16 protein-coding genes are annotated in these 21,286 nt (G+C 58.6%); 6 read left to right on the top strand and 10 right to left on the bottom strand.

Features of this window, described 5'->3' with window-relative positions:
- The first annotated feature begins 483 nt into the window (after positions 1-483).
- Together prmA and CK911_RS00600 are read left to right on the top strand one after the other, a co-directional pair.
- Entirely contained in the window at positions 484-1,362 is an 879-nt protein-coding gene (prmA, locus tag CK911_RS00605) for a 50S ribosomal protein L11 methyltransferase (protein ID WP_042866670.1), read from the top strand.
- A 160-nt stretch (positions 1,363-1,522) separates the two neighbouring features.
- The gene (locus CK911_RS00600; protein ID WP_098968635.1) at positions 1,523-2,077 is read left to right on the top strand and encodes a sugar O-acetyltransferase; all 555 of its coding nucleotides are present in this window, start codon (positions 1,523-1,525) and stop codon (positions 2,075-2,077) included.
- Positions 2,078-2,460: 383 nt separating this feature from the next.
- On the opposite strand, the gene CK911_RS00595 is transcribed toward CK911_RS00600, so the two are convergent.
- Complete coding sequence (locus tag CK911_RS00595; RefSeq protein WP_098968634.1) at positions 2,461-3,009, bottom strand: NAD(P)H nitroreductase; 549 nt, start codon at positions 3,007-3,009, stop codon at positions 2,461-2,463.
- A 114-nt stretch (positions 3,010-3,123) separates the two neighbouring features.
- Positions 3,124-5,151, bottom strand: coding sequence for an NADPH-dependent 2,4-dienoyl-CoA reductase (locus CK911_RS00590; RefSeq protein ID WP_098968633.1), 2,028 nt, complete (start codon positions 5,149-5,151; stop codon positions 3,124-3,126).
- 208 nt (positions 5,152-5,359) lie between these two features.
- Between CK911_RS00590 and sppA the strand changes: the two genes are divergently transcribed.
- Complete coding sequence (sppA, locus tag CK911_RS00585) at positions 5,360-7,204, top strand: signal peptide peptidase SppA (protein ID WP_098968632.1); 1,845 nt, start codon at positions 5,360-5,362, stop codon at positions 7,202-7,204.
- Between the two features lie 103 nt (positions 7,205-7,307).
- Here the strand turns inward: sppA and CK911_RS00580 are convergent, their stop codons facing one another.
- The 8 genes from CK911_RS00580 to CK911_RS00545 form a co-directional block, all read right to left on the bottom strand.
- Entirely contained in the window at positions 7,308-8,228 is a 921-nt protein-coding gene (locus CK911_RS00580; protein ID WP_042018088.1) for a L,D-transpeptidase family protein, read from the bottom strand.
- 513 nt (positions 8,229-8,741) lie between these two features.
- A complete protein-coding gene (locus tag CK911_RS00575; RefSeq protein WP_098968631.1) occupies positions 8,742-9,983 on the bottom strand; it encodes a lipopolysaccharide assembly protein LapB in 1,242 nt (413 codons plus the stop codon).
- 11 nt (positions 9,984-9,994) lie between these two features.
- Positions 9,995-10,630 (bottom strand): energy transducer TonB, encoded by a 636-nt coding sequence (locus CK911_RS00570; protein WP_042018090.1) that lies wholly within the window; start codon positions 10,628-10,630, stop codon positions 9,995-9,997.
- 16 nt (positions 10,631-10,646) lie between these two features.
- Entirely contained in the window at positions 10,647-11,054 is a 408-nt protein-coding gene (locus tag CK911_RS00565; RefSeq protein WP_033137735.1) for a biopolymer transporter ExbD, read from the bottom strand.
- A 67-nt stretch (positions 11,055-11,121) separates the two neighbouring features.
- Positions 11,122-11,649, bottom strand: coding sequence for a MotA/TolQ/ExbB proton channel family protein (locus CK911_RS00560; protein ID WP_042018091.1), 528 nt, complete (start codon positions 11,647-11,649; stop codon positions 11,122-11,124).
- A 10-nt stretch (positions 11,650-11,659) separates the two neighbouring features.
- Positions 11,660-13,033 carry a MotA/TolQ/ExbB proton channel family protein gene (locus CK911_RS00555; RefSeq protein ID WP_098968630.1) on the bottom strand — a complete coding sequence of 458 codons (1,374 nt, stop codon included), beginning with the start codon at positions 13,031-13,033 and terminating at the stop codon, positions 11,660-11,662.
- The gene (locus CK911_RS00550; protein WP_098968629.1) at positions 13,030-13,794 is read right to left on the bottom strand and encodes a DUF3450 domain-containing protein; all 765 of its coding nucleotides are present in this window, start codon (positions 13,792-13,794) and stop codon (positions 13,030-13,032) included. Before CK911_RS00550 ends, CK911_RS00555 begins: the two co-directional genes overlap by 4 nt.
- A 108-nt stretch (positions 13,795-13,902) precedes the next feature.
- On the bottom strand, positions 13,903-16,458 hold the full coding sequence (locus CK911_RS00545; RefSeq protein ID WP_098968628.1) for a TonB-dependent receptor: 2,556 nt from the start codon (positions 16,456-16,458) through the stop codon (positions 13,903-13,905).
- A 739-nt stretch (positions 16,459-17,197) separates the two neighbouring features.
- Here CK911_RS00545 and CK911_RS00540 point away from each other — a divergent pair.
- The 3 genes from CK911_RS00540 (at position 17,198) to CK911_RS00530 (ending at position 21,276) form a co-directional block, all read left to right on the top strand.
- Positions 17,198-18,223 (top strand): ABC transporter permease subunit, encoded by a 1,026-nt coding sequence (locus CK911_RS00540; RefSeq protein WP_098968627.1) that lies wholly within the window; start codon positions 17,198-17,200, stop codon positions 18,221-18,223.
- A gap of 109 nt (positions 18,224-18,332) precedes the next feature.
- Positions 18,333-19,376 (top strand): ABC transporter permease, encoded by a 1,044-nt coding sequence (locus CK911_RS00535; protein WP_098968626.1) that lies wholly within the window; start codon positions 18,333-18,335, stop codon positions 19,374-19,376.
- Positions 19,377-19,458: 82 nt separating this feature from the next.
- Positions 19,459-21,276, top strand: a complete 1,818-nt coding sequence (locus CK911_RS00530; RefSeq protein ID WP_098968625.1) for an extracellular solute-binding protein — start codon at positions 19,459-19,461, stop codon at positions 21,274-21,276.
- Positions 21,277-21,286: the final 10 nt, after the last annotated feature.

Here is a 21,286-nt window from a genome sequence, read left to right as displayed (position 1 = left end):
ACAGCAACCGGCACTCATGCCAGCCAGTGGCAGGCCAACGTCCAACAATTCAGCCAAAAAAGAGGCCATTTCGCGAGAAATGGCCTGAATACCTGAACATTGGGGTAACAATCACACACATATCCTTATGCAGGACAATCTAGTCTTTGCATCTGGCGTGCCAACAGCAGCATGAATGCGCCAAAACGGCGCCAGCCCGTCCTTGAGCAAGGTGTCGACCTTGCTCTTTTTTTGTCTGGCAGACTTTTTACCAGGCAAACAAGTGCAGATAAAAAAATGCCACCCGAGGGTGGCAGTGAAAGATGACGGAACTTGAGCAAAGCGTTCAGCGAAAACCGGTCGTCTTCGCCTCCATAGAGCAATACAGGAACCGTGCCAATCCGGCAAAAGCCCCCATATCCCCCCACTTCATGGGCAAACCACGACAGCACTGCCCCATGATGGTAGAATCTCGCGGTTTCACATTTATGAAGAGTCGACGCCATGCCCTGGATACAAATTCGAATCAACGCCACTGCCAAGACCGCAGACAAGGTGAGCAACATGCTGCTGGGGCGTGGAGCCCAGGCTGTGACCTTTATGGATGCCCAGGATGTCCCTGTCTATGAGCCGCTGCCCGGTGAAACGCCGCTCTGGGGTGAGACCGAAGTAATGGGTCTGTTCGATGCCGAAACCGATCCAGCCCCCACCATCGCCTTCTTCCAGCAAATCTTCGGTGAAGACGTCGGCTATAAGGTCGAGCAGCTGGAAGACAAAGACTGGGTGCGCGAGTGGATGGATCACTTCCACCCCATGCAGTTTGGCGAGCGCCTGTGGATCTGCCCGAGCTGGCGCGATGTGCCGAACCCCGATGCGGTCAACGTCATGCTGGATCCGGGTCTGGCCTTCGGTACCGGTACCCACCCCACCACAGCCCTCTGCCTGCAGTGGCTGGACGGGCTGGATCTGACCGGTAAAACCGTGGTCGACTTTGGCTGTGGCTCCGGCATTCTCGGCATCGCCGCCCTGAAACTGGGCGCTGCCCGCGTCATCGGCATCGACATCGACCCGCAAGCCATCCAGGCCAGCCGCGACAACGCCGAGCGTAACGGTGTTGCGGGCCAGATTGAACTCTACCTGCCTGCCGACCAACCGCAAGATGTCGAAGCAGACGTGGTGGTCGCCAACATCCTGGCTGGCCCGCTGCGCGAACTGGCACCACTCATTGCTGGTCACGGCAAAGCGGGCAGCCTGATGGCCCTCTCCGGCGTACTGGAGAGCCAGGCACCGGAGCTGGAAACCATCTATGGCCAGTGGTTCGACATGGACCCGACCGCCGTCAAGGAGGAGTGGTGCCGCCTCTCCGGCCGCAAGCACGGCTAAGCGCGGGCCGCTACGAGAGCAGCAAGCAATTACCGCTATCAAACAAGAGCACCTGAGGGTGCTCTTGTTGTTTCTCCCCTTGCGCACTCTGGGGGACGGTTCACGCTTATCTGGCCAATGAGGGCTTAACATCGTTCTTCCACATCATTGAGGCCCTGCCATGAGCGAATACCAGAAGATGATCAGCAGCCAACCTTACAACTGCATGGCGCCCGAGCTGATGCTGCTGCGTCGGGAGGCGGCACGGCGCTATCGCCGTTTCAATCAGGCGGAAGAGGAAGCAGAGCAGCGGGCACTGCTGGCGGATCTGGTTGGCGAGCTGGCAGAGAATGCCTTTATCTGCCCGCCCCTCTACTGCACCTATGGTCGCCACATCCAGCTTGGCAAGGACTCCTACATCAATATGGGGGCGACCCTGCTGGACAATGCCCCCATCCGCATCGGCGCCAACGTGATGATTGGGCCAAACGTGCAGATCTATACCGCAGCCCATGCACTGGAGGCCGATGAACGGATTCTGGGAGCTGAGACGGCGCTGCCGGTCACCATTGAAGACAAGGTCTGGATTGGGGGCGGCGCCATCTTGCTGCCCGGCGTCACCATAGGTCGGGAGGCGATCGTCGGGGCCGGTGCTGTCGTTACCAGAGATGTACCGCCTGGGGTCAGAGTAGCGGGTAATCCGGCCCGGATCCTGCCCGCCAAAAACAGGGCATAAGGTGCCCAACCGGGCTGCATGCCAATACCGCCATCAGGTCACCTACTGCCCTGACACCCCATAAAAAAATAAAGCCCAATGTCACGAAGACGTTGGGCTGTTAAAAGGTGCTACGGAATTGCGACTCTCATCGCAGAAAAATTAGAAGGGATACCCTTCTAAACTGGCGAGGGAGATATTAACGAATGCGCAAACGTTTTACGTAGTGAAATACAACAGGATTGCGAGGTACATCGCACTATTTAAATAATTACCTGCTACGGCGCGCGAAGCCCGTTTGACCCATTTATTTTCCCCAACCACTCTGGTTACTATTCACGGTTAAACAGCAAAGCCCCGATTTCTCGAGGCTTTGCTTTTCTCAACCAAACGTGACCGACGAGTCAGAAACGGCGGACAAACACATCGAGCGGCAGTTCGCGCAGTTTGCGCGCTTCCAGCATGGGGGTGCCGAGGTAGAGGAAGCCCACCAGCTGATCCTCTGCAGCTAATCCCAATCCCTTGTTGATCTGCTCATCGAAGATAAACCAGCCGGATCGCCAGATACCGTTGAAGCCCTGCGCCTGCGCCGCCATCTGCATTGCCATCAGGGCGCAACCGGCAGAGAGCTCCTGCTCCAGCTTCGGCACCTTAGGGTGATCCTGATAACGGGTTGCCACCGCTACCACCAAGGGGGCGCGCAGCGGCGCTTCACTGCACTTCTTGACGCTATCGTCATCCTCGCCACGGGCGCGAGCTGCCTCGGCCAGCAGGTTACCCAACCGTTCACGACCCTCCCCTTCAAACAGAATGAACTGCCAAGGAGTCAGGGTGCCGTGATCCGGCGCGCGCAGACCCGCCTTGAGGATATTGTCGAGCACCTCACCGCTCGGGGCGGGATCGGCGAGACGGCCACAGGAGTGGCGGTTGAGCAACAGGGTGAGGGCATCCATGGGCAATTCCTTCTCTGGGGCAATGATGGCGCTACCTTAGCACAGCACCGAATGAAGAAAACCCCTGAGGCTCAGGGGTTTATCGCACTATAAAGGGCAAGAAGGCACCGCTAGCTAGATGACGGCAGCCAGCTCGGCCCCTTGCCGGATGGCGCGCTTGGCATCCAGCTCGGCCGCCACGTCGGCGCCGCCGATGATATGCACCGGCTTGCCCGCCGCCTGCAACCCGGCTTGCAGCTCCTTGAGGGGCTCTTGCCCGGCGCAGATGATCACCTGATCCACCGGCAGACACTGTTTGGTCTCGCCCACCTGAATGTGCAAGCCCTCGTCATCGATCCCCAGATATTGCACCCCGGAGAGCATCTGCACCTTGCGGTTTTTGAGCACGGTACGGTGGATCCAGCCGGTGGTCTTGCCAAGGCCGTCACCCACCTTGCTCTCCTTGCGCTGAAGCAGCCAGACCTGGCGCTCGGGGGCGTCGATCTCGGGGACGATCAGGCCGCCACGCTGGTCGAGTTGCTTGTCGATGCCCCACTCCTTGAGCCAGTGATCACGATGGCCGTTGGCATCCATCTCCACCTTCTTCTCCACAAGGAATTCGGCTACATCGAAGCCGATGCCGCCGGCACCGATCACCGCCACCTTCTGGCCGACCGGTTTGTGATCCCGCAATACATCGAGGTAGTTCATCACCTTGGGATGCTCAATTCCCGGAATATTTGGAGAGCGCGGGCGGATACCGGTGGCGAGGATCACCTCGTCAAAACCGCCGCCGAGCAGGCTCTCGGCGCTCTGGCGCTGGCCGAGATAGAGCTCGACGCCGCACTTCTCCAGCCGTTTGGCGAAATAGCGCAGGGTCTCATGAAACTCCTCCTTGCCGGGGATCTGCTTGGCGAAATTAAACTGGCCGCCAATTTCGCTGGCCTGATCGAACAGGCTCACCTGATGACCGCGCTCGGCAGCGTAGCAGGCAAACGCCAGCCCGGCCGGGCCCGCCCCCACCACCGCCAGCTTCTTGGGCTGGGGCACGCGACCAAACGTCAATTCGGTCTCGAAACAGGCGCGGGGATTAACCAGACAGGAGGCGCGCTTCTGCTTGAACACATGATCAAGGCAGGCCTGGTTGCAGGCGATGCAGGTGTTGATCTCGTCCGCCCGGTTCTCGGCCGCCTTGATGACAAACTCGGGATCCGCCAGGAAGGGGCGCGCCATGGAGACCATGTCCGCCTCGCCGCCTGCCAGAATCCGCTCGGCCACCTCCGGAGTGTTGATCCGGTTGGTGGTGATGAGTGGCACCTTGAGGTGCTTTTTCAGCTCGGCGGTCACCCAGCTGAAGGCACCACGCGGCACGCTGGTGGCGATGGTGGGAATACGCGCCTCGTGCCAGCCGATGCCGGTATTGATCAGCGTCACCCCCACCGCTTCCAGCGCTTTGCCAAGGGCAATCACCTCTTCCAGGGTCGAGCCCTGCTCCACCAGATCCAGCATGGAGAGGCGGAAGATGATGATGAAGTCGGTGCCGACCCGCTCGCGGATGGCGCGAACAATCTCCACCGGGAAGCGCATCCGGTTTTCGCTGCTGCCGCCCCAGCCATCGGTGCGCTTGTTGGTGCGCTCACAGATGAACTGGTTGATGAGATAGCCTTCCGAGCCCATCACCTCGACGCCGTCATAACCGGCCGCCTTTGCCAGCGCAGCGGTTGCGGCGAAGTCGCGAATGGTGCCGCGGATCTGCCGCTCACTCATGGCGCGCGGCTTGAACGGGGAGATGGGGGCCTTGAGGGCGCTCGGTGCCAAGCTGAACGGATGGTAGGCATAACGACCGGCATGGAGGATCTGCAGCGCTATCTTGCCCCCCTCCTGATGCACGGCGCGGGTCACCTTCTTGTGCTTGCTCACCTGCCAGGGGAAGCTCAGCTGCGAACCGTGAGGCACCAGCCGCCCGCGCAGGTTGGGGGCAATGCCGCCGGTGACGATCAGGCCAACGCCACCGCGGGCCCGCTCGGCGTAGAAGGCGGCCAGCTTGTCAAAACCGCCCTTCTCCTCTTCGAGACCGGTGTGCATGGAGCCCATCAACACACGGTTGCGCAGCTGGGTAAAACCGAGGTCAAGGGGGGTCAGCAAAGTAGGGTAAAGACTCACGAGGCCTCCAGTTAATTTTTTGTTATCAAACTGAAGCTAGAGTAAAGAATCGAAAATCCTTTTTCAAACAAATGTTTGGACAATTTTTCAGCGAACAGCCGTGCCCTGAACGAAGATAGCCGGGATCCGCCAGTCGGAAATGGCAATTTCGCCCGCAACTGGTTAATAATGACCCTTCTCTACCCATTAACAGGGCGATAACGCGACTATGTCTATTTTCAAAGGTCTGGGTTGGTTGTTCCGCAGCCTGTGGCGCCTGCTCAATTTCACCCGGCTGATGCTGGTCAATCTGCTGTTTCTCATCGTAGTGCTGGTCATCGTCTTCAGCGTCAGCCAGAAAGAGGCACCAGAGGCCCCCATCGAAGGAGCGCTGACCCTCAATCTCAACGGCGTGCTGGTGGAGCAACGCTCCCAGACCGATCCCACCGTACAGCTGCTGCGCCAGATGGACAGCAGCGACGAGCAGCCGAGCGAGATCGTCCTCTCCGACCTGCTGTGGGCCATCAAGAGCGCCAAGGATGACGAGCGCATCAAGGCGCTGGTGATCAAGCCGCAAGGATTGCAGGGCGCCAGCTTGTCCAAACTGCAGGAGGTGGCGAGTGCCATCGACTCCTTCCGGGAGAGCGGCAAACCGGTGATCGCCATGGCCGACTTCTACACTCAGGGCCAATACTTGCTGGCGGCCCACGCCGATCACGTGCTGCTCAACCAGAGCGGCGCCGTGGTGATCGAGGGGCTTGGGGTCTACCAGACCTACTTCAAGTCGGCGCTGGAGAAGCTCAATATCACCCCGCACGTGTTCAAGGTCGGCACCTACAAATCCTTCGTCGAACCCTATACCCGCGACGAGATGTCCCCCGAGAGCAAAGAAGCGAACCAGCGCTGGCTGGATCAGCTGTGGCAATCCTATGTGGCTGACGTAGCCGAGCAGCGGGAGATCGAACCCGATGCGGTCGCGCCGGGCAAGGATCGCTTCCTCGAGCTGCTGCGCAAAGCCGGTGGCAATGCCGCCAACTACGCCCTCGACAACGGGCTGGTGGATCAGCTGGCCACCCGCGACGAGATGACCCAGGCGGTCATTAAAGAGGTGGGTGAAGCGGACGACCACGGCTGGAAAGGGGTCGGCCTGAAAGAGTATCTGGCTGCCATTCCGGAACAATATCCCCAGAGCGGCAAGGATGAGGTGGGTCTGGTGGTCGCAAGCGGCGCCATCATGGATGGCGTCCAGCCTGCCGGTACCATAGGCGGTGATAGCCTCTCCGACCTGCTGGCCGATGCCCGCCGCGATGACAAGGTCAAAGCCGTGGTCCTGCGGGTCGACAGCCCCGGCGGCAGCGCCTTCGCCGCCGAGCAGATCCGCGCCGAGCTGCTGGCCCTGAAACAGGCAGGCAAGCCGGTAGTGGTCTCCATGGGCAGCTATGCCGCCTCCGGTGGCTACTGGATCTCCGCCGATGCGGACAAGATCTTCGCCTCCCCCACCACCCTCACCGGCTCCATCGGCGTATTCGGCATGTTCGCCACCATCGACAAGGCGTTGGCCCAGTTCGGGGTGCATACCGACGGCGTCGGCACCACAGATTACGTCGGCGTCGGCCCAACCCGCGCCCTGCCGGATCACGTCGGTCAGGCCATCCAGCTGAGCGTGGAAGATACCTACCAGCGCTTCATCGGTCTGGTCAGCAAGGGCCGCGGCCTGAGCCCGCAAGAGGCCGAAAAAGCGGCCGAAGGTCGTGTCTGGACTGGTGAAGATGCCAAGGCCCTGGGTCTGGTGGACGAGTTCGGCAATCTGGATGACGCCATCAAGGCCGCAGCCGAACTGGCCAACCTCAAAGAGTGGCAAGTGACCCCCATCGAGCAGGAGGAGTCCACCAGAGACAGGTTCCTGCGTCAGCTGTTCGACAGCAGTGCCAGCGTGCTGGCTCCGCAGTTGCAAAGCTGGCTGCCTGCCGGGCTTGGCAAGGCTCTGCTGGAGATGAATCGCAGCCTGGATCCGCTGACCCGCTTCAACGACCCGCAAGGCACTTACGCCTTCTGCCCAGTCTGTGTGCAGTAACGCAGTCCTGATAAAGGGCTGAATCGAGCCAAGAAAAACGGCGACCAGATGGTCGCCGTTTTCTTTATCCTGCCAGTGCACTCGGCACTGCCAACTAGCTCAATCAGGGATTGAGGCGGGTCGGCATACCGGTACGCTGTTCCAGCACCTGCTTGACCACGTTGGAGTCAGACTCGACATGGGCGATAAAGCGGGTAGTAGCCTGGGTCATCGGAAGCGGCACAGAGGCAGTGGAGTTGAACTCCTCCTCGTTGCGCGACAGCGGCTCATGCACTTCCATGTAGCGACCACCATCCGGCTCGACCGAGGTCTTGACCGGCTGGTTGACGAACTGGACACGAGTACCGACCGGCACGTTGTCGAACAGATACTTGATGTCATCGGCACGCAGACGGACGCAACCGCTGCTCACTCGCAGGCCAATGCCGAAGGTGGCGTTGGTGCCGTGGATTGCGTAAAGGTTGCCGATGTAGAGGGCGTGCAGACCCATGGGGTTATCCGGGCCAGCTGGCCATACTGCTGGCAGGGTCTTGCCCTGAGCGGCATAGCGGCGACGGATGTTCTCGGTCGGGGTCCAGGTCGGGTTGGCGCGCTTGCGCTCTACCTTGGTGATCCAGTTCTCCGGGGTGTTTACCCCCAGCTGGCCGATGCCGATGGGCAGCACTTCCACCACATTTTTCCCTTTCGGGTAGTAGTAGAGACGCATCTCGGCGACGTTGATGACGATCCCTTCGCGGGGTGCGTTGGGCAGGATCAGCTGGTGGGGGATGATCAGGGTGCTACCCGCCTTCGGCAGATAGGGATCAACGCCCGGGTTGGCTTCCATGATGTTGGTCAGACCCAGCTGGAAGTCAGCAGCGATCTGCTCCAGCGGACGGTTGTCCGCAGGCACCACGTATTGCTGGTTTTCACCGATCAGGCGGCTATTGGCCGCAGGCAGGTGGTACTCGACGGCGGCAGCCTGCTGGCTGACCAGCGCAAAAGTGCATAAAAGGGCCGAAGCGGCAGTGCGAAGGGGATTCATAAAATTCCTGTGTGGTTTCCTGTACCAAATGGGCCGTGGGCCGTCTCATCCTCGGTCTGCCGGTGGCGGGTAAACCTGCACCACTGCGCCAATAACCGAGCGCGCATTCTTTCCTGAGTCGGCCAAAATTTCAACTTCGATATGTTGCTTTTCTTGTTAAAAGTGGCCGTTTGCGGTGTGACTCTTATCAACAGGGCAAAAGCTACCCTAGCCAGTCGCCGCTGAGAGAAAGATGAACAGCACCAATCTACTGCCAACGGGCCACCCGCGCCCCCGTCAACCACAGCGCTGCGCCACCTGGTGTCACGGTGGAAGCAGAGGCCAGAACGGCTGTCACACCCAAGCAGATAAGCCAATGTCGACGGTAGCGCCTTATTGGCGTGAAAAAGGGTGAAACAGCGCATCGACCACCAGCTGGTGCTTGCTGCCATCGACATAAAAAAACCGCTCCGAAGAGCGGTTAATGGAGCCACCAGGCAACCATAAAAGGGACTACAGGTGTTGTCATTGGAATTACTGGACGGTCGCCTCCCCTGCGCCACTCTGCTCCTTGAGGAAGCTGATCCAGGGGGATGCCCGACCACTGACGTTGCCATTCTGAGCCGCCTGGGTGAAGGCGTTGAGGGCCTCCTTCGGCTTCTGTTGCTCAAAATAGGCGACCCCGGTCAGGAACTTGAGATCCGCACGCTGTTCACCATTGGCATTGGCCGCCGGTTTGGTGGCTAGCGCCACCAGATCCTGATAGCGCTTGCTCTGAATCATCATGCGCGCCATTTTCAGCTGCAATTCGGCGTTCGGAGCCAGCAGATAGGACTTGGCCAACGTGTCGATGGCTGGATCCAACTCTTTGGCCTGATGCCAGTAGTTGGCGAGGGTCTTGTAGTTGCTGGCGCTCTGCTCAATCACCCCATCCTTCATCCCCTTCTCCATCACCCGTGCCGCGCGATGGGGAATGCCGGTGAAGGCGAGGTAGTTGGCCAGCCGCTGCAGCTCGGCGGCCTCGGTCAACATGCCGAGGTTGTAGGCCGACTCCAGCGCTGCCAGCGCCTTGCCATCGTTACCCGCCTGCATATGCATGGCCGAGAGCTGGGTCCAGTACTTCTTCTTCTCCGGGAACATATTGACCAGGGTGGTCAACACCTCGGTCGCCGGTTTGTACTGTTTCAGCTCGTAGTGAGCGCCCATCTTCAGCAGATACCAGGACTCCGGCGCTTTACCTGCCGAGAGCTTGATCGCCTGATCCACCGCAGGGATCGCGTCACGGTACTGCTTGAGCTGCACGTGGGCGTTGGCCAGGGTGATATAGGCATGGGAGTTGGGCTTGTCATCCTTGCCCTGGTTGGCAAACCACTCCTTCATGGTCTTGATCGACCCCTGGTAATTGCCCTCAGCCATATAGAGCTGGGCCAGGTTGTAGCGCACCTGCTGGGCCACCGGTGGCGGCAGGCCGCCTGTCGCGATGGCATCGGCAAAGTACTTGGTCGCCTGACCGTATTTCTCCTGCTGGGCGGCCACGAAACCGAGAGTCTGCAATATGACCCCCTTGTCGTAGACCCGCTCGCCCGCACCGGAGAGTGCATCTTGCAACTTGGCATTGGCCTCGCCGTATTTCTTCTCGGTGATCAGCGCCTGCGCCTTGTTGACCGCCCGATAAGCCCGATCCGACAGGGCCGGCTGCTCGGCGGCCCAACTGGCGGTGCTGAGCAGCACCGCCATGGCGACCGGGGCGAGGATCATCTTGTGTAACTTGTTCATCGCCACCTTCCTTAGTTGACCGCAAACTCGATTTCTTGCTGCATCCGGCTCGCTTGCGGCTTGCCATCCACCATGGACGGCTTGAACGTCCACTTGGCGATGGTTTTGCGCGCCTCTTTGCCGAGGTCATAGCTGCGCGGCTCTTCCTTGACGATCCGCACGTTGCTGACGGTACCACGCTCGGTGACGGTGAACTCCACCAGCACCTTGCCGGAGGCCAGACCCGCCAGAGCCGCCTTGCGGGGCATCATGGGCTCGAAGGTTGCCAGCGGAATGGCGCCGTTGTTGCCACCCACTCCGCCACCACCACCGCCGGTGCTGTAGGCACCGAGGGCGTTGCCACCACCGATATTGACCGGGATGTCGAGCTTGGGCATGTCCATGGGAGAGCTCTCCATCTGCGGCCGATCCGTGCTGGCCACCTCCATCTCTGGAGGGGGCGGCGGACGGTTCGGCGGCGGCGGTTTCGGCAGCTCCCGTTGCTTCTCTTGCAGGGTCTCCTGGGGCTTGATGCGAATGAAATCGGTCATGGCGACGTCATCCTTCTCAACCAGCTCCCGATGATCCGGTGTGATCAGCTTGTTCATTCCCAAAAACAGAAAGAACACCACCACACAGGAGACCACCAACGATATCAGGTATCTCATAGGTCTCTCTCCAGCATCAGCTGCTCTTGCTGGCAGCGATGGAGATGTTCTGGACACCGGCCATGCGGATCTGATCCATGACCTGCACCACCAGACCAGAACGGGATTCGGTATCGGCCTGGATCACCACGGCGCTCTCCGGATTTTCGGCCCGCAGCCGCTCGATGTTGGCACGAACCGCCCCTACTTCCACGATGCGCTTGTCGACCCAGACCTGACCGTTTTCGCGTACCGCGACCATGATATTGCCCTTCTTCACCGTCTCGGCCGTGCTGGCACTGGGACGGTTGATCTCGACACCGGACTCCTTGACGAAGGAGGTGGTGACGATGAAGAAGATCAGCATGATGAACACTATGTCCAGCATGGGGGTCAAATCGATAGCCGCCTCGTCAGCACCGCTGTCGCTGTAACGTTTTCTCATAGCAGAAACTCCTTGCTTGTTCTGTGCCCCCGGCAGGCCATGCCTCGCCGGGGGTATGCATCCTGCATCAACCGTGTTTCAGGTTGTCTTCCAGCTTTTGCACCGCCAGTTTGGCTTTGTGATCGAGCTGGTTGACAAAAAACAGGCCGGAAAGGGCGGCAATCATGCCCGCCATGGTCGGTACCGTTGCCTTGGAGATCCCCGATGCCATCGCTCGCGGCGAACCGGTGCCGGTGATGGCCAGGGTGTCAAACACCTGCACCATCCCCACCACGGTGCCGAGCAGCCCCATCAGTGGACAAAGGGCGATCAGCACCTTGATGACCGGCATCCCCTTGTCCACCGCCATGGCGACCCGTGAGACCAGCTCGCGTCGGATCTGTTTGGCAGACCAGGAGAGATGATCGCTGCGGGCCAGCCAGGTGGCCTTGGTCTGCTTCACCTGCTTGGGGTAGACAGCCATGAAGTAGATCCAGCGCTCCAGCAACAGGGCCCACATCATCAGGGTCAGGAAAAACAGGGCGACCAGCACGTCGCCCCCCAATCCCAGAAACCGGCGGACCGACTCGACTTCTTCAATCAACCAGAACCACATGGGTGACTCCTTACGCTGCAGCTTTGGAGGCGTGCAGACGTTCCTGATAACGGGCAACGAAACCGGCACTCTGCTCTTCCAGCACCTGGATCAGACGACGGCTCTGGGTCTGCACAATGGTGTAGAGGAACAGCATGGGCACCGCGACAACCAGACCCTGCATGGTGGTCACCAGCGCCTCGGAGATACCGCCCGCCATCAGCTTGGGATCGCCGGTACCGAACAGGGTGATGGCCTGGAAGGTGGCAATCATCCCCACTACAGTACCCAGCAGGCCCAGCAGCGGTGCGACCGAGGCGATCAGCTTGATGATGCTGATGCCCTTCTCGAACTTGGGCACGTTGCGCAGGATAATCTCGTCGAGCTTGGACTCCAGATCCTCGATGTTGTCCCCGCGATGGCTCTGGTAAGCCCCCAGCATGTCACCAATGGGGTTGCCCTTGATGATCTGATCGGATTTCAGCTGCTTGCGCATGGACGAGCCGATCAGCGACAGGCGGATACCGCAGAAGATGGCCAGCAGGGTACCGAGCACACCGAGCACCATGATGACGTAACCGACTTCACCACCCTGATCGACCCGCTCCTTGAAGGTCGGAGACTGCACCAGCAGGGAGAGGATCACGCCGCGAGACGGGTCGATGAAGATGGGTTTGACCCCGTCACCACCCTGTTCAAACTCGGCGATCGGCTCCAGCACCCCCTTGTCCGGTTGACGAGAGAGCTGCTCGAACTTGCCGGTCTCCGGCACGAAGGTAAGGTACTTGCCTTCAGAGACGGTGTTGAACTCACCGATCTGGGTGACGGTCTTCTCGGCCTGGTTGCCCTCGCCATAAACCACGGTCGCCGGGATCTGGCTCACTTTGCCACCGTCCACCATGCGGCCGAGGGTGGTAGTCCAGAACGCTTCCAGATCGTCGCTTGAGGGGAGTTCTTTACTCTCGGCCAAACGGGTCAGCAGGGCGGATTGCTCCGGATGCTCGACCCGGCGGGCGGAGGCGTTGAAGATCCCCTTGAACTCACCGGCGAACTGACGCAGCACCCCGAACATCTCCCCCATGTTGCCGGAACGCTGGCGCAGGGTTTCAGTCAATTCGGTCAGCTGCTTGTCGTTGGCATCGAAGGTCGCCTTGAGCTGTTCGCCCTTGGCTGTTTCGGCAGCCAACTCGGCCTTGGCTTTCGCCAGTAGCGCCCCTTGCTCGTTCTTGTCAGCCAGGAAACGGGCTTCCCGCTCCTTGTTGAGTTGGGATTCGCTCAGGCTGGAGGCCTTGACCTGATTGAGCAGCGCATTGAGATCTACCGGTTTTTCGGCGGCGGTCACCGGCAGGGTGACCAGGGTTGCTCCCGCAATCAGGGAGGCAATAGCAAGTTTGATTCCTTTCATGATGCTTTCTCCGCAGTTTGAACCGGCAGCTTGATCAGCGCAGGAGGCGCCTGCTTCTTGGCAATGCGAAGGCCCTGTTCAACCGCACTGCGATACTCCTGGGGCAACTCTTCCCACTGACGGGTCTTCTTGTTCCATATGCCGGTCTCATTGCCATCCGGGGACTGATAGAGCAGCGCGATGCGGCCGACGCGCAGGAACTCGTAGGTCTTTTCGCTGCCATCCTTATCCAGGCTCGCCTTGTAGGACTCGATGGTGCGGCTGAAGCCCTCCTCGATCTGGTAAGCCTCCAGGATCTTGCGGTACTTCTCGGAGATGGTGACATCGGCGCTGTTCATCAGGTCGGTCAGGGCCGCTACGCGGTCCTCCCGCTCGACCTTCTGGAACGGCAGATCCAGTGACACAAACTGCTCGAGGGAGTCGATCATCTTGAGCATCAAGGGCACCACTTCAGTGCTGGTCTGATCAATCTGGGCGATCTGCTTTTGCATCGACGCCAGCTCGGTGGTCTGAGACTCGACCATCTTGCCCACCTGCTCGTTGTAGGTGCGCAGACTGTCGACCTGACGCAGGGCAGCCTTGTACTGGGCCAACGCAGATTCGGCAGAGTCGGCATAGCTGTCGATCTTCTGCTGGGAAACTTTGGATGCATTATTGGTGGCGGTTTGAGCGTCCACGGCCTGACCGGCGGTGGCAGCACTCAGATTGAAGCTGGTCAACAAGGCGGCCGAAACCAGGCTGCCAAGAAGCGCTTTCTTCATTGTAATGGTCCTTGTCTTCATAGGATTACCCTATCTCCGTAACTTCCTTGGACGTTGGGCACAGCCGACCCGACCGGGCCGGCTGAGGTTGTATATCAACGGGGTTGATTAGAACTTCTGGGCGTAGTCGATGTAGTAGACGCGACCGTCGATGCCGTAGAGGTATTCATCGTAAGTGAAACCATCGTTGGACAGGGAAGGCCCGCGGTTGAACATGTTCTTCACACCGGTCTGGATCTTGGCATTCCAGCTGGTATCGACCGCTACGTTCAGGTTCCAGATGGTGTTGGAAGCGATATGGCCCTCTTCCTTGTCATCCACATAGTCCTGGCTCTGGGAGTCGATATAGTTGGTGCTCAGGTAGGTATCCAGATTCCACAGCTGCGGGAAGTTGGCACCGATCCCGGAGTTGAAACGGAAGTCGGGTTTGCCATTCCAGCCCTTCTTGTCGACCATTGGGCCGCCAGCGAACAGACCTTCCTCATATTTCAGGATGTAAGTACTGCCAAAGTCGTAACGCAGAGTGAAGGAGTTGAAGTCGTACTTGTAGTCCGCCTTGAAGTCGATACCGCTGGTCTTGAGTTGCCCTAGGTTGACCATGCCGGCATAGACCATCTCGACATCCCCGTTGGCGTCACGAATGACGTTCGGGTTACTGCCGGTGTTGAGCTCCTGGTAGAACTGGGTCTGGGTGGTGGCCAGCTGGATCACGTCATCAATCTTGATGTAGTAGTAATCGAGCGACAGGTTCAGGTTGTCCAGCGGGTTGTAAGCAGTACCGATAGTGAAGGTATTAGCCGTCTCTTCCTTCAGATTCTTGTTGGATTGACGGGTGGTCATGTACTGATCTTCGGAACAGTTGGCAACACCATTGGCCTGGCAGTAGACATAGTCCTTGGCAAAGTCCGCTGACTGGGCATCCGCTGCATAGAGATCATTAAGACCCGGCGCGCGGAACGATTGGGACCAGGAGGTGCGGAACATCAGCTGGTCGAGCGGCTGATAACGCAGGCTCGCTTTGGGCGAGAAGGCGCTGCCAAAGTCGCTGTACTTGTCGTAACGACCCGCCAGGTTCAGCTCGATCTGCTCGGTGATGGGGATCAGGCTCTCGATGTAGGTGGCAAACACATCGCGCACACCACCACCTGAGTTGCCAGATGAACCCAGCACGTTGCCCGCTTCGGACTGGCTGTCATAGGTATCGGAGTAAACCCAATCGTTATACTCGGCCCCCAGATACCAGCTGACCGGGCCAGCTGGCAGTTCGCCCATCTCCCAACCCACACCGCCGTACCACTGGAAGAAGTCCATCTTGGAGTTGCGGCTGGTGGTATAGGAGAGATCCTTGGTGGCCGCGTCAGAGAAACTGCCATTGACGAACTTGCCGTTGTTGACTTGAGTTTCCACGGCGGGTGCCAGAACATAACCATTACCGGTGCTCTGGTTGTCCGTTTTGGAATACATGTAACCGGCGTTCCACTCCAGATCGCCTACCGCTTCGGTCGGTACCACACCTTCAAAACCCAGGTTCAGGGTACCGGTCAAGTCAGTCACATCGTTGTCACGGGGACCCACGTTGTTGAAGCGGTAGTAAACGGTTGCGGCCTTGGCGGTGCTGAAGTTGTTAGCAGACAGGACTGCGGCACTGTCGGGAGTGGAACCATCCACGGTGAAGGCACCGGCAGCTGGCGCGAAGCGGCCAAAACTGGTGACGCGGGAACCAATCATCTGTGGCACGAAATCCACATTGTCATTGATATGGTAGCGACCATTCACATAGACGGTATCGCGAGTACGAGAGGCAGTCTTGGCGGCGACCTTGGCAAAGTCGAAGCGGCAAGCCGTGCCCTTGGTGACGAAACCGGTTCCGGTACTTTCACAGTCGACCCCATTCAGGGTACGGGTAACTGTCTTACCGGTGGTGGCATCCACCCCTTTGATATTGCGGCCATAGAGACTCGGCGCCGTGGCCCCCTCTTTCGCCAGATAGTCGCGATCCTTGTAGTAGATCTCGTCTTTCACATCGTGCTCATAAACCATCATCAGGGAGCCTTTCTCACCCGAGATGCCACTGACGATGGAACCACTCTGCTCGTCACCACCCTCCTCGGTCGGTGAACCGACGCGCCCCTGGAAGGTCAAGCCTTCAAAACCCTCTTTGAGGATCACGTTGATGACGCCGCCGATGGCATCAGAACCATAGAGGGCGGAGCCGCCATCCAGGTTCACTTCCACCCGCTCAACGGCTGCCATGGGGATGGTGTTGAGGTTGATGGCAGTACCGCCCATGGAGGGAGAACCGGCGATCCGCTTGCCATTGAGCAACACCAGGGTGCGATCTTCACCAAGGCCACGTAACCCTACAGTGGCCTGTGACTGGGCAGAGCTGCCCGAAGATGGGGAAAAACCACCAAAGGAGTTGTAGGAGGCCTGTTTCAGATAATCCGCCACAGTCTGCTGACCAGACTGTTCGATCTGAACCTTGCTGACAGAGACAACCGGAGTGGCCCCCTCAACTTCAACACGGGAGATACGGGAGCCAGTGACTTTGATTTTCTGCAGTTTTTCGACGTTCTGCCCTTCTTCGGCAGATACGGATGGGGCCGCCGCAAGGCTCGCCAAGGCGAACGCAATCGCAGCAGAGATTCTGCTCTTCCTAAGCATCGCTTATATCCTTCCTGGTTGTTTATTGTTTGCTTCCTGATACCGCCCTCTTTGGAGCGATGTGTAAGGCTTATCAATCTTTGACTAGCGACGTCAATGGAGCAGGGGGGTGGCGAGGTCAGGCGTAGAATAAGCGGAGTGTATTAATTTTGACCGACATAGTTAGTGAATAATTCTGCCAAAAACAACCAGCGCAATGTAAAAACATTGTTAAATGGCGTAAATGGCGCTGAATTAAAATTTGATGAACTTATTAGTTAACGTGCTGTCCGTTTATATCTTATTTTGATTTACCGGCATTAATAAGAATAAAACACTAACTTCATGAGGGTTGCACCTGACCGCTCTCATGGGGATAACAGATAAAATTGTCGAGATGACATCGTTTTCCCTCAATTTCACAGACCGAACAAAAATATTATAAATCAACAAGTTAAAGACATTCAAAACTCAAGCAAACAGCTGTTCATATTTTTTAAAATAATGTTGATCAGTAGCGTTTTGTTTTGATTTTCACTTTTCAGATAAAAAACGTCATTTTTCGGTGCTTTTGGTCTCAGCGGGTCATTTGTCCCAGTTTTCCATTTCCTTGTACTTGATTTTTGTTGCAGAGCTTTTACAGTGGCCAAGCGGATTGTCTGCTGTTTGGCAACCAATCCAGCGCGTAATGCCAGGAAGGACAGGCCCGTCACCGGATTTGACTGGCCGCAAAAAAGAACAACAAGGACGAGGTTCCACCATGCTGTCGTATTTCCTACGCCGGATGATTTTGATCATCCCGACGTTTCTCGGTATCACCCTGCTCGTCTTCACCATCACCCGTTTCGTGCCGGGCGGACCGGTCGAACGCATGCTGCTGCAAGCCCAGGTTTCCCAGAATGAATCTGGCCGCTCCAGCGGCAGCAAGGGGGCGCAGGCCCTCTCCGATGAACAGATCGAGGAGCTCAAGGCCTTCTATGGCCTCGACAAGCCGATGCTGATCGCCTATTGGGAGTGGCTGCAAAAACTGGCGGTGCTGGATCTCGGCGAATCGACCCGCTACTACGAACCGGTATGGGATCTCATCAAAGACAAGCTCCCCGTCACCGCCTTCTTCGGGCTGGCGACCTTTGTACTGAGCTATGCGGTCTCCATCCCGCTCGGGGTGGCCAAGGCGCTCAGGCACAACAGCCGCTTCGACTCGTTAAGCTCCATGCTTATCTACATGGCCTATGCCCTGCCCGCCTACGTGGTGGGGATCTTCCTCATCACCGTCTTCGCCTTCCATCTGGAGTGGCTGCCGATGGGCGGTTTTCCGGGAGACGACTTTGAGTACATGGAGAGCAGCTGGGATCAGATCCGCACAGTCTTTGCCCACGCCCTGCTGCCGCTTATCGCCTACGCCATCGGCGATTTCGCCGTCCTCACCATGACCATGAAAAACAGCCTGATGGAGAACCTGTCGGCCGATTACGTGCGTACCGCTGTGGCCAAGGGGTTGCCGTTTCGCAAGGCGGTCACCGACCATGCCATGCGCAACAGCCTGATCCCCATCGCCAGCCACCTGGGGTCTGTGCTCACCGTTTTCTTTGGCGGCTCCTTCCTCATCGAAACCATCTTCAACATCGACGGTATCGGCCTGCTCGGTTATGAGGCGATCGTCGAGCGGGATTACCCCACCGTCATGGGCATTCTGGCCATCACCTCCATGCTGATGCTGATTGGCAATATCGTCTCCGATATCTGCGTTGCCCTTGTTGATCCCCGCGTGCGGTTTGGAGAGTGAGCATGAACCAGACCTCTATTGCCATGCTGATGCTGATATCACGCCATATCGTCTCCGATATCTGCGTTGCACCTCCTGTTGATCCCCGCGTGCGGTTTGGAGAGTGACCATGAAGCTCAATCCGGTTACCTTGAAAAAACTCAAACGCTTCAAATCGATCAAGCGCGGCTACTACTCCTTCCTCATCTTCACCACCCTGGTGCTGCTCTCCCTGCTGGCAGAGCTGCTGGTCAACAGCCGGGCGCTGATGGTGAGCTATCAGGGCCAGCTGCACTTCCCCACCTATGGCGATGTGATCCCCGGTCAGCAGTTCGGGCTCGACTACGAATACGAAACCAACTATCGCCAGCTCAAGGCCAAATTTGCCGCAGAGGGCCAGGGTGACTGGGTGCTGCTGCCGCCGGTACCCTGGAACCCCTACGAGCAGGATTTCAAGGAGGATGCCTACCCGCCCTACGCCCCCAGTCTGGCTGAGCGCCACTTCCTCGGCACCGACACCAGTGGCCGCGACGTGCTGGCGCGGCTGGTCTACGGCTTTCGCATCGCCATCGGCTTTGCCTTTATCGCGCTGGCGGCCAGTTATGCCATCGGGGTCACCATCGGCTGCCTGATGGGCTTTCTTGGCGGCCGCTTTGACCTCATCCTGCAACGCTTTATCGAGATCTGGTCCCAGGTGCCGTTTCTCTACGTCATCATGATCCTGGTGTCGCTGGCCAAGCCCAACTTCGGCCTCTTTGTCGGCATCAACGTGCTGTTCGGCTGGATGGGGATCACCTGGTATATGCGCACCCTCACCTACAAGGAGCGGGCGCGGGACTATGTGATGGCAGCGCGGGCGCAAGGGGCGAGCACCAAACGGATCATCTTCAACCACATCCTGCCCAATACCCTGATGATGATCGTTACCCTGGCGCCGTTTGCCGTGGTGGGCAATATCTCCACCCTGACGGCGCTCGACTATCTGGGCTTCGGGCTGGCACCGCCGACCCCGAGCTGGGGGGAGCTGCTCTCCCAGGGCATCAACAATCTGGATGCCATCTGGATCGTCAGCTCGGTCGTCGCGGCGGTGAGCCTGGTGTTGATCATGGTCTCCTTCATCGGCGAGGCGATCCGCGAGGCGTTCGACCCGCGCAAATTTACCCGTTATCAGTGACACGCGGCATGCTTCATCGCCGTGTGTATCCAACCCTTAATTGAGAAGCCCCCAGTGCAGGGGCCAGACCTGGAAGTCAAACATGAAAAATAAAATCAAATGGATAGGTGCTCTCTTTGTGCTGGTGAACGGATCCTGGGTGTGGGCGGCCAGCCTGCCTGCGGATCTCAAATGGGAGACCAACGACACGGATCCCGTGTTCGCCTCCCCCAAAGCGCTGCCGGGCGGCAGCCTCAACATGTTTGTCGACAGCTTTCCGCTGACGTTCCGCACCGTGGGGCCCGACTCCAACGGTGCATTCCGCTCCTTTATTCAGGACAACCAGTTGCGGCTCATCAGCTTCCACCCCAATACCGGCAACCCCATACCCTCGCTGGCCACCCACTGGGCCATAGCGCCAGACAATCAGACCGTCTACTTCAAGCTGGATCCGCGGGCCAAATGGTCCGACGGCAAGCCGGTCAATGCCGACGACTACACCTTCGGCTACGAGATGATGCGCTCAAAAGAAATCCGCGCCCCTTGGTACAACAACTACTACACCACCGAAGTGGTGGCGGTAGAGAAGATCGATGACCACACCATTCTGGTCAAAACGGGCAACCGCAAGGCCAAGCTGGATCTGCTCAACACCACAGAGCTGTACCCTCAGCCCAAGCACTACTACAAGCTGACCCCCAACTGGGTGAAGCAGTACAACTGGGCTATAGCACCCACCACTGGCCCCTATGTGATCAGCGACGTCAAGAAGGGCAAGTCGGTCACCTTCAGCAAGCAGCAGGGTTGGTGGGCAAAGGACGATCGCTACAACCAGCACAGATTCAACCTCGACACCATCAAGGTGCAGGTGATCCGCGACCACAACATCGCCTTCCGTCACTTCCTGAAAGGGGAGCTCGATACCTTCGAGATGATACTGCCCAACTGGTGGCATGAAAAAGCGGTCACCCCGGAGTACAAGAAGGGGTACGTGCAGAAGGTGATGGCCATGACAGACACCAAGCAGGGAGGTCAGGGGCTGCACCTCAATGTGGCCAATCCCAAGCTGGCTGACCTCAACGTGCGGCTCGGCATCCAGCACGCCTTCAACATCGACAAGATGATCGAAACCGTGCTGCGTGGCGACTATGACAGAGCCACCACATTCGGCTCGGGTTTTGGCGAGTTCACCGACATCCAGCTGCCGGAGCGGGCCTATGACATCGGCAAGGCGCGGGAGTACTTTGCCAAGGGCGGCTACGCCAAGCCGGGGCCGGACGGCATTTTGCAAAATGACAAGGGCGAGCGACTGACGCTGGCGCTCACCTACACCAGTCAGGAGCACTCCAAGCGACTGACCGTGCTGAAAGAGGAGGCCAAGAAAGCGGGGCTGGATCTGGAGCTTAACCTAGTGGATGGCGCCACCGGCTTCAAGGTGATGCTGGAGAAGAAACACGAGGCGGCCTGGATGGGCTGGGCTGGCGGTGGTCTCTACCCACAGTATTGGGAGTCGTTCCACTCCGCCAACGCCAACAAGCCGCAGACCAACAACCTGTTCAACGTGGCGGACAAGGAGCTGGACGCGCTGATCGACGCCTACAACGTCGAATTCGACATGGACACGCGGGCCAAACTCTCACAACAGATCCAGCAGCGGATCTATGATCTCGCCATCTTCGTGCCCGGGGTGCAGCTCAACTACGTGCGGGCCAGCAGCTGGCGCCATGTGATGCTGCCCGAGGTGCCCGCCACCAAGAACACGCCGGATCTGCTCTACTGGCCCATGGATGGCTATCCCCACAGTAGCGGCGGTCTGCTCTGGCTCGATCCCAAGGTGAAGGAAGCGACCTTGAAAGCCAAGGACGCGGACGAGGCGCTGGCGCCCATCACCCTGCTCGACAAGACCTATGCACATCATTGATGCCATTGAG

Source organism: Aeromonas sp. CU5 (assembly GCF_002586745.1).
Taxonomy (GTDB): domain Bacteria; phylum Pseudomonadota; class Gammaproteobacteria; order Enterobacterales; family Aeromonadaceae; genus Aeromonas; species Aeromonas sobria.
The sequence above is the reverse complement of the archived record's forward strand: the minus strand, read 5'-3'. Positions and strand labels throughout refer to the sequence as shown.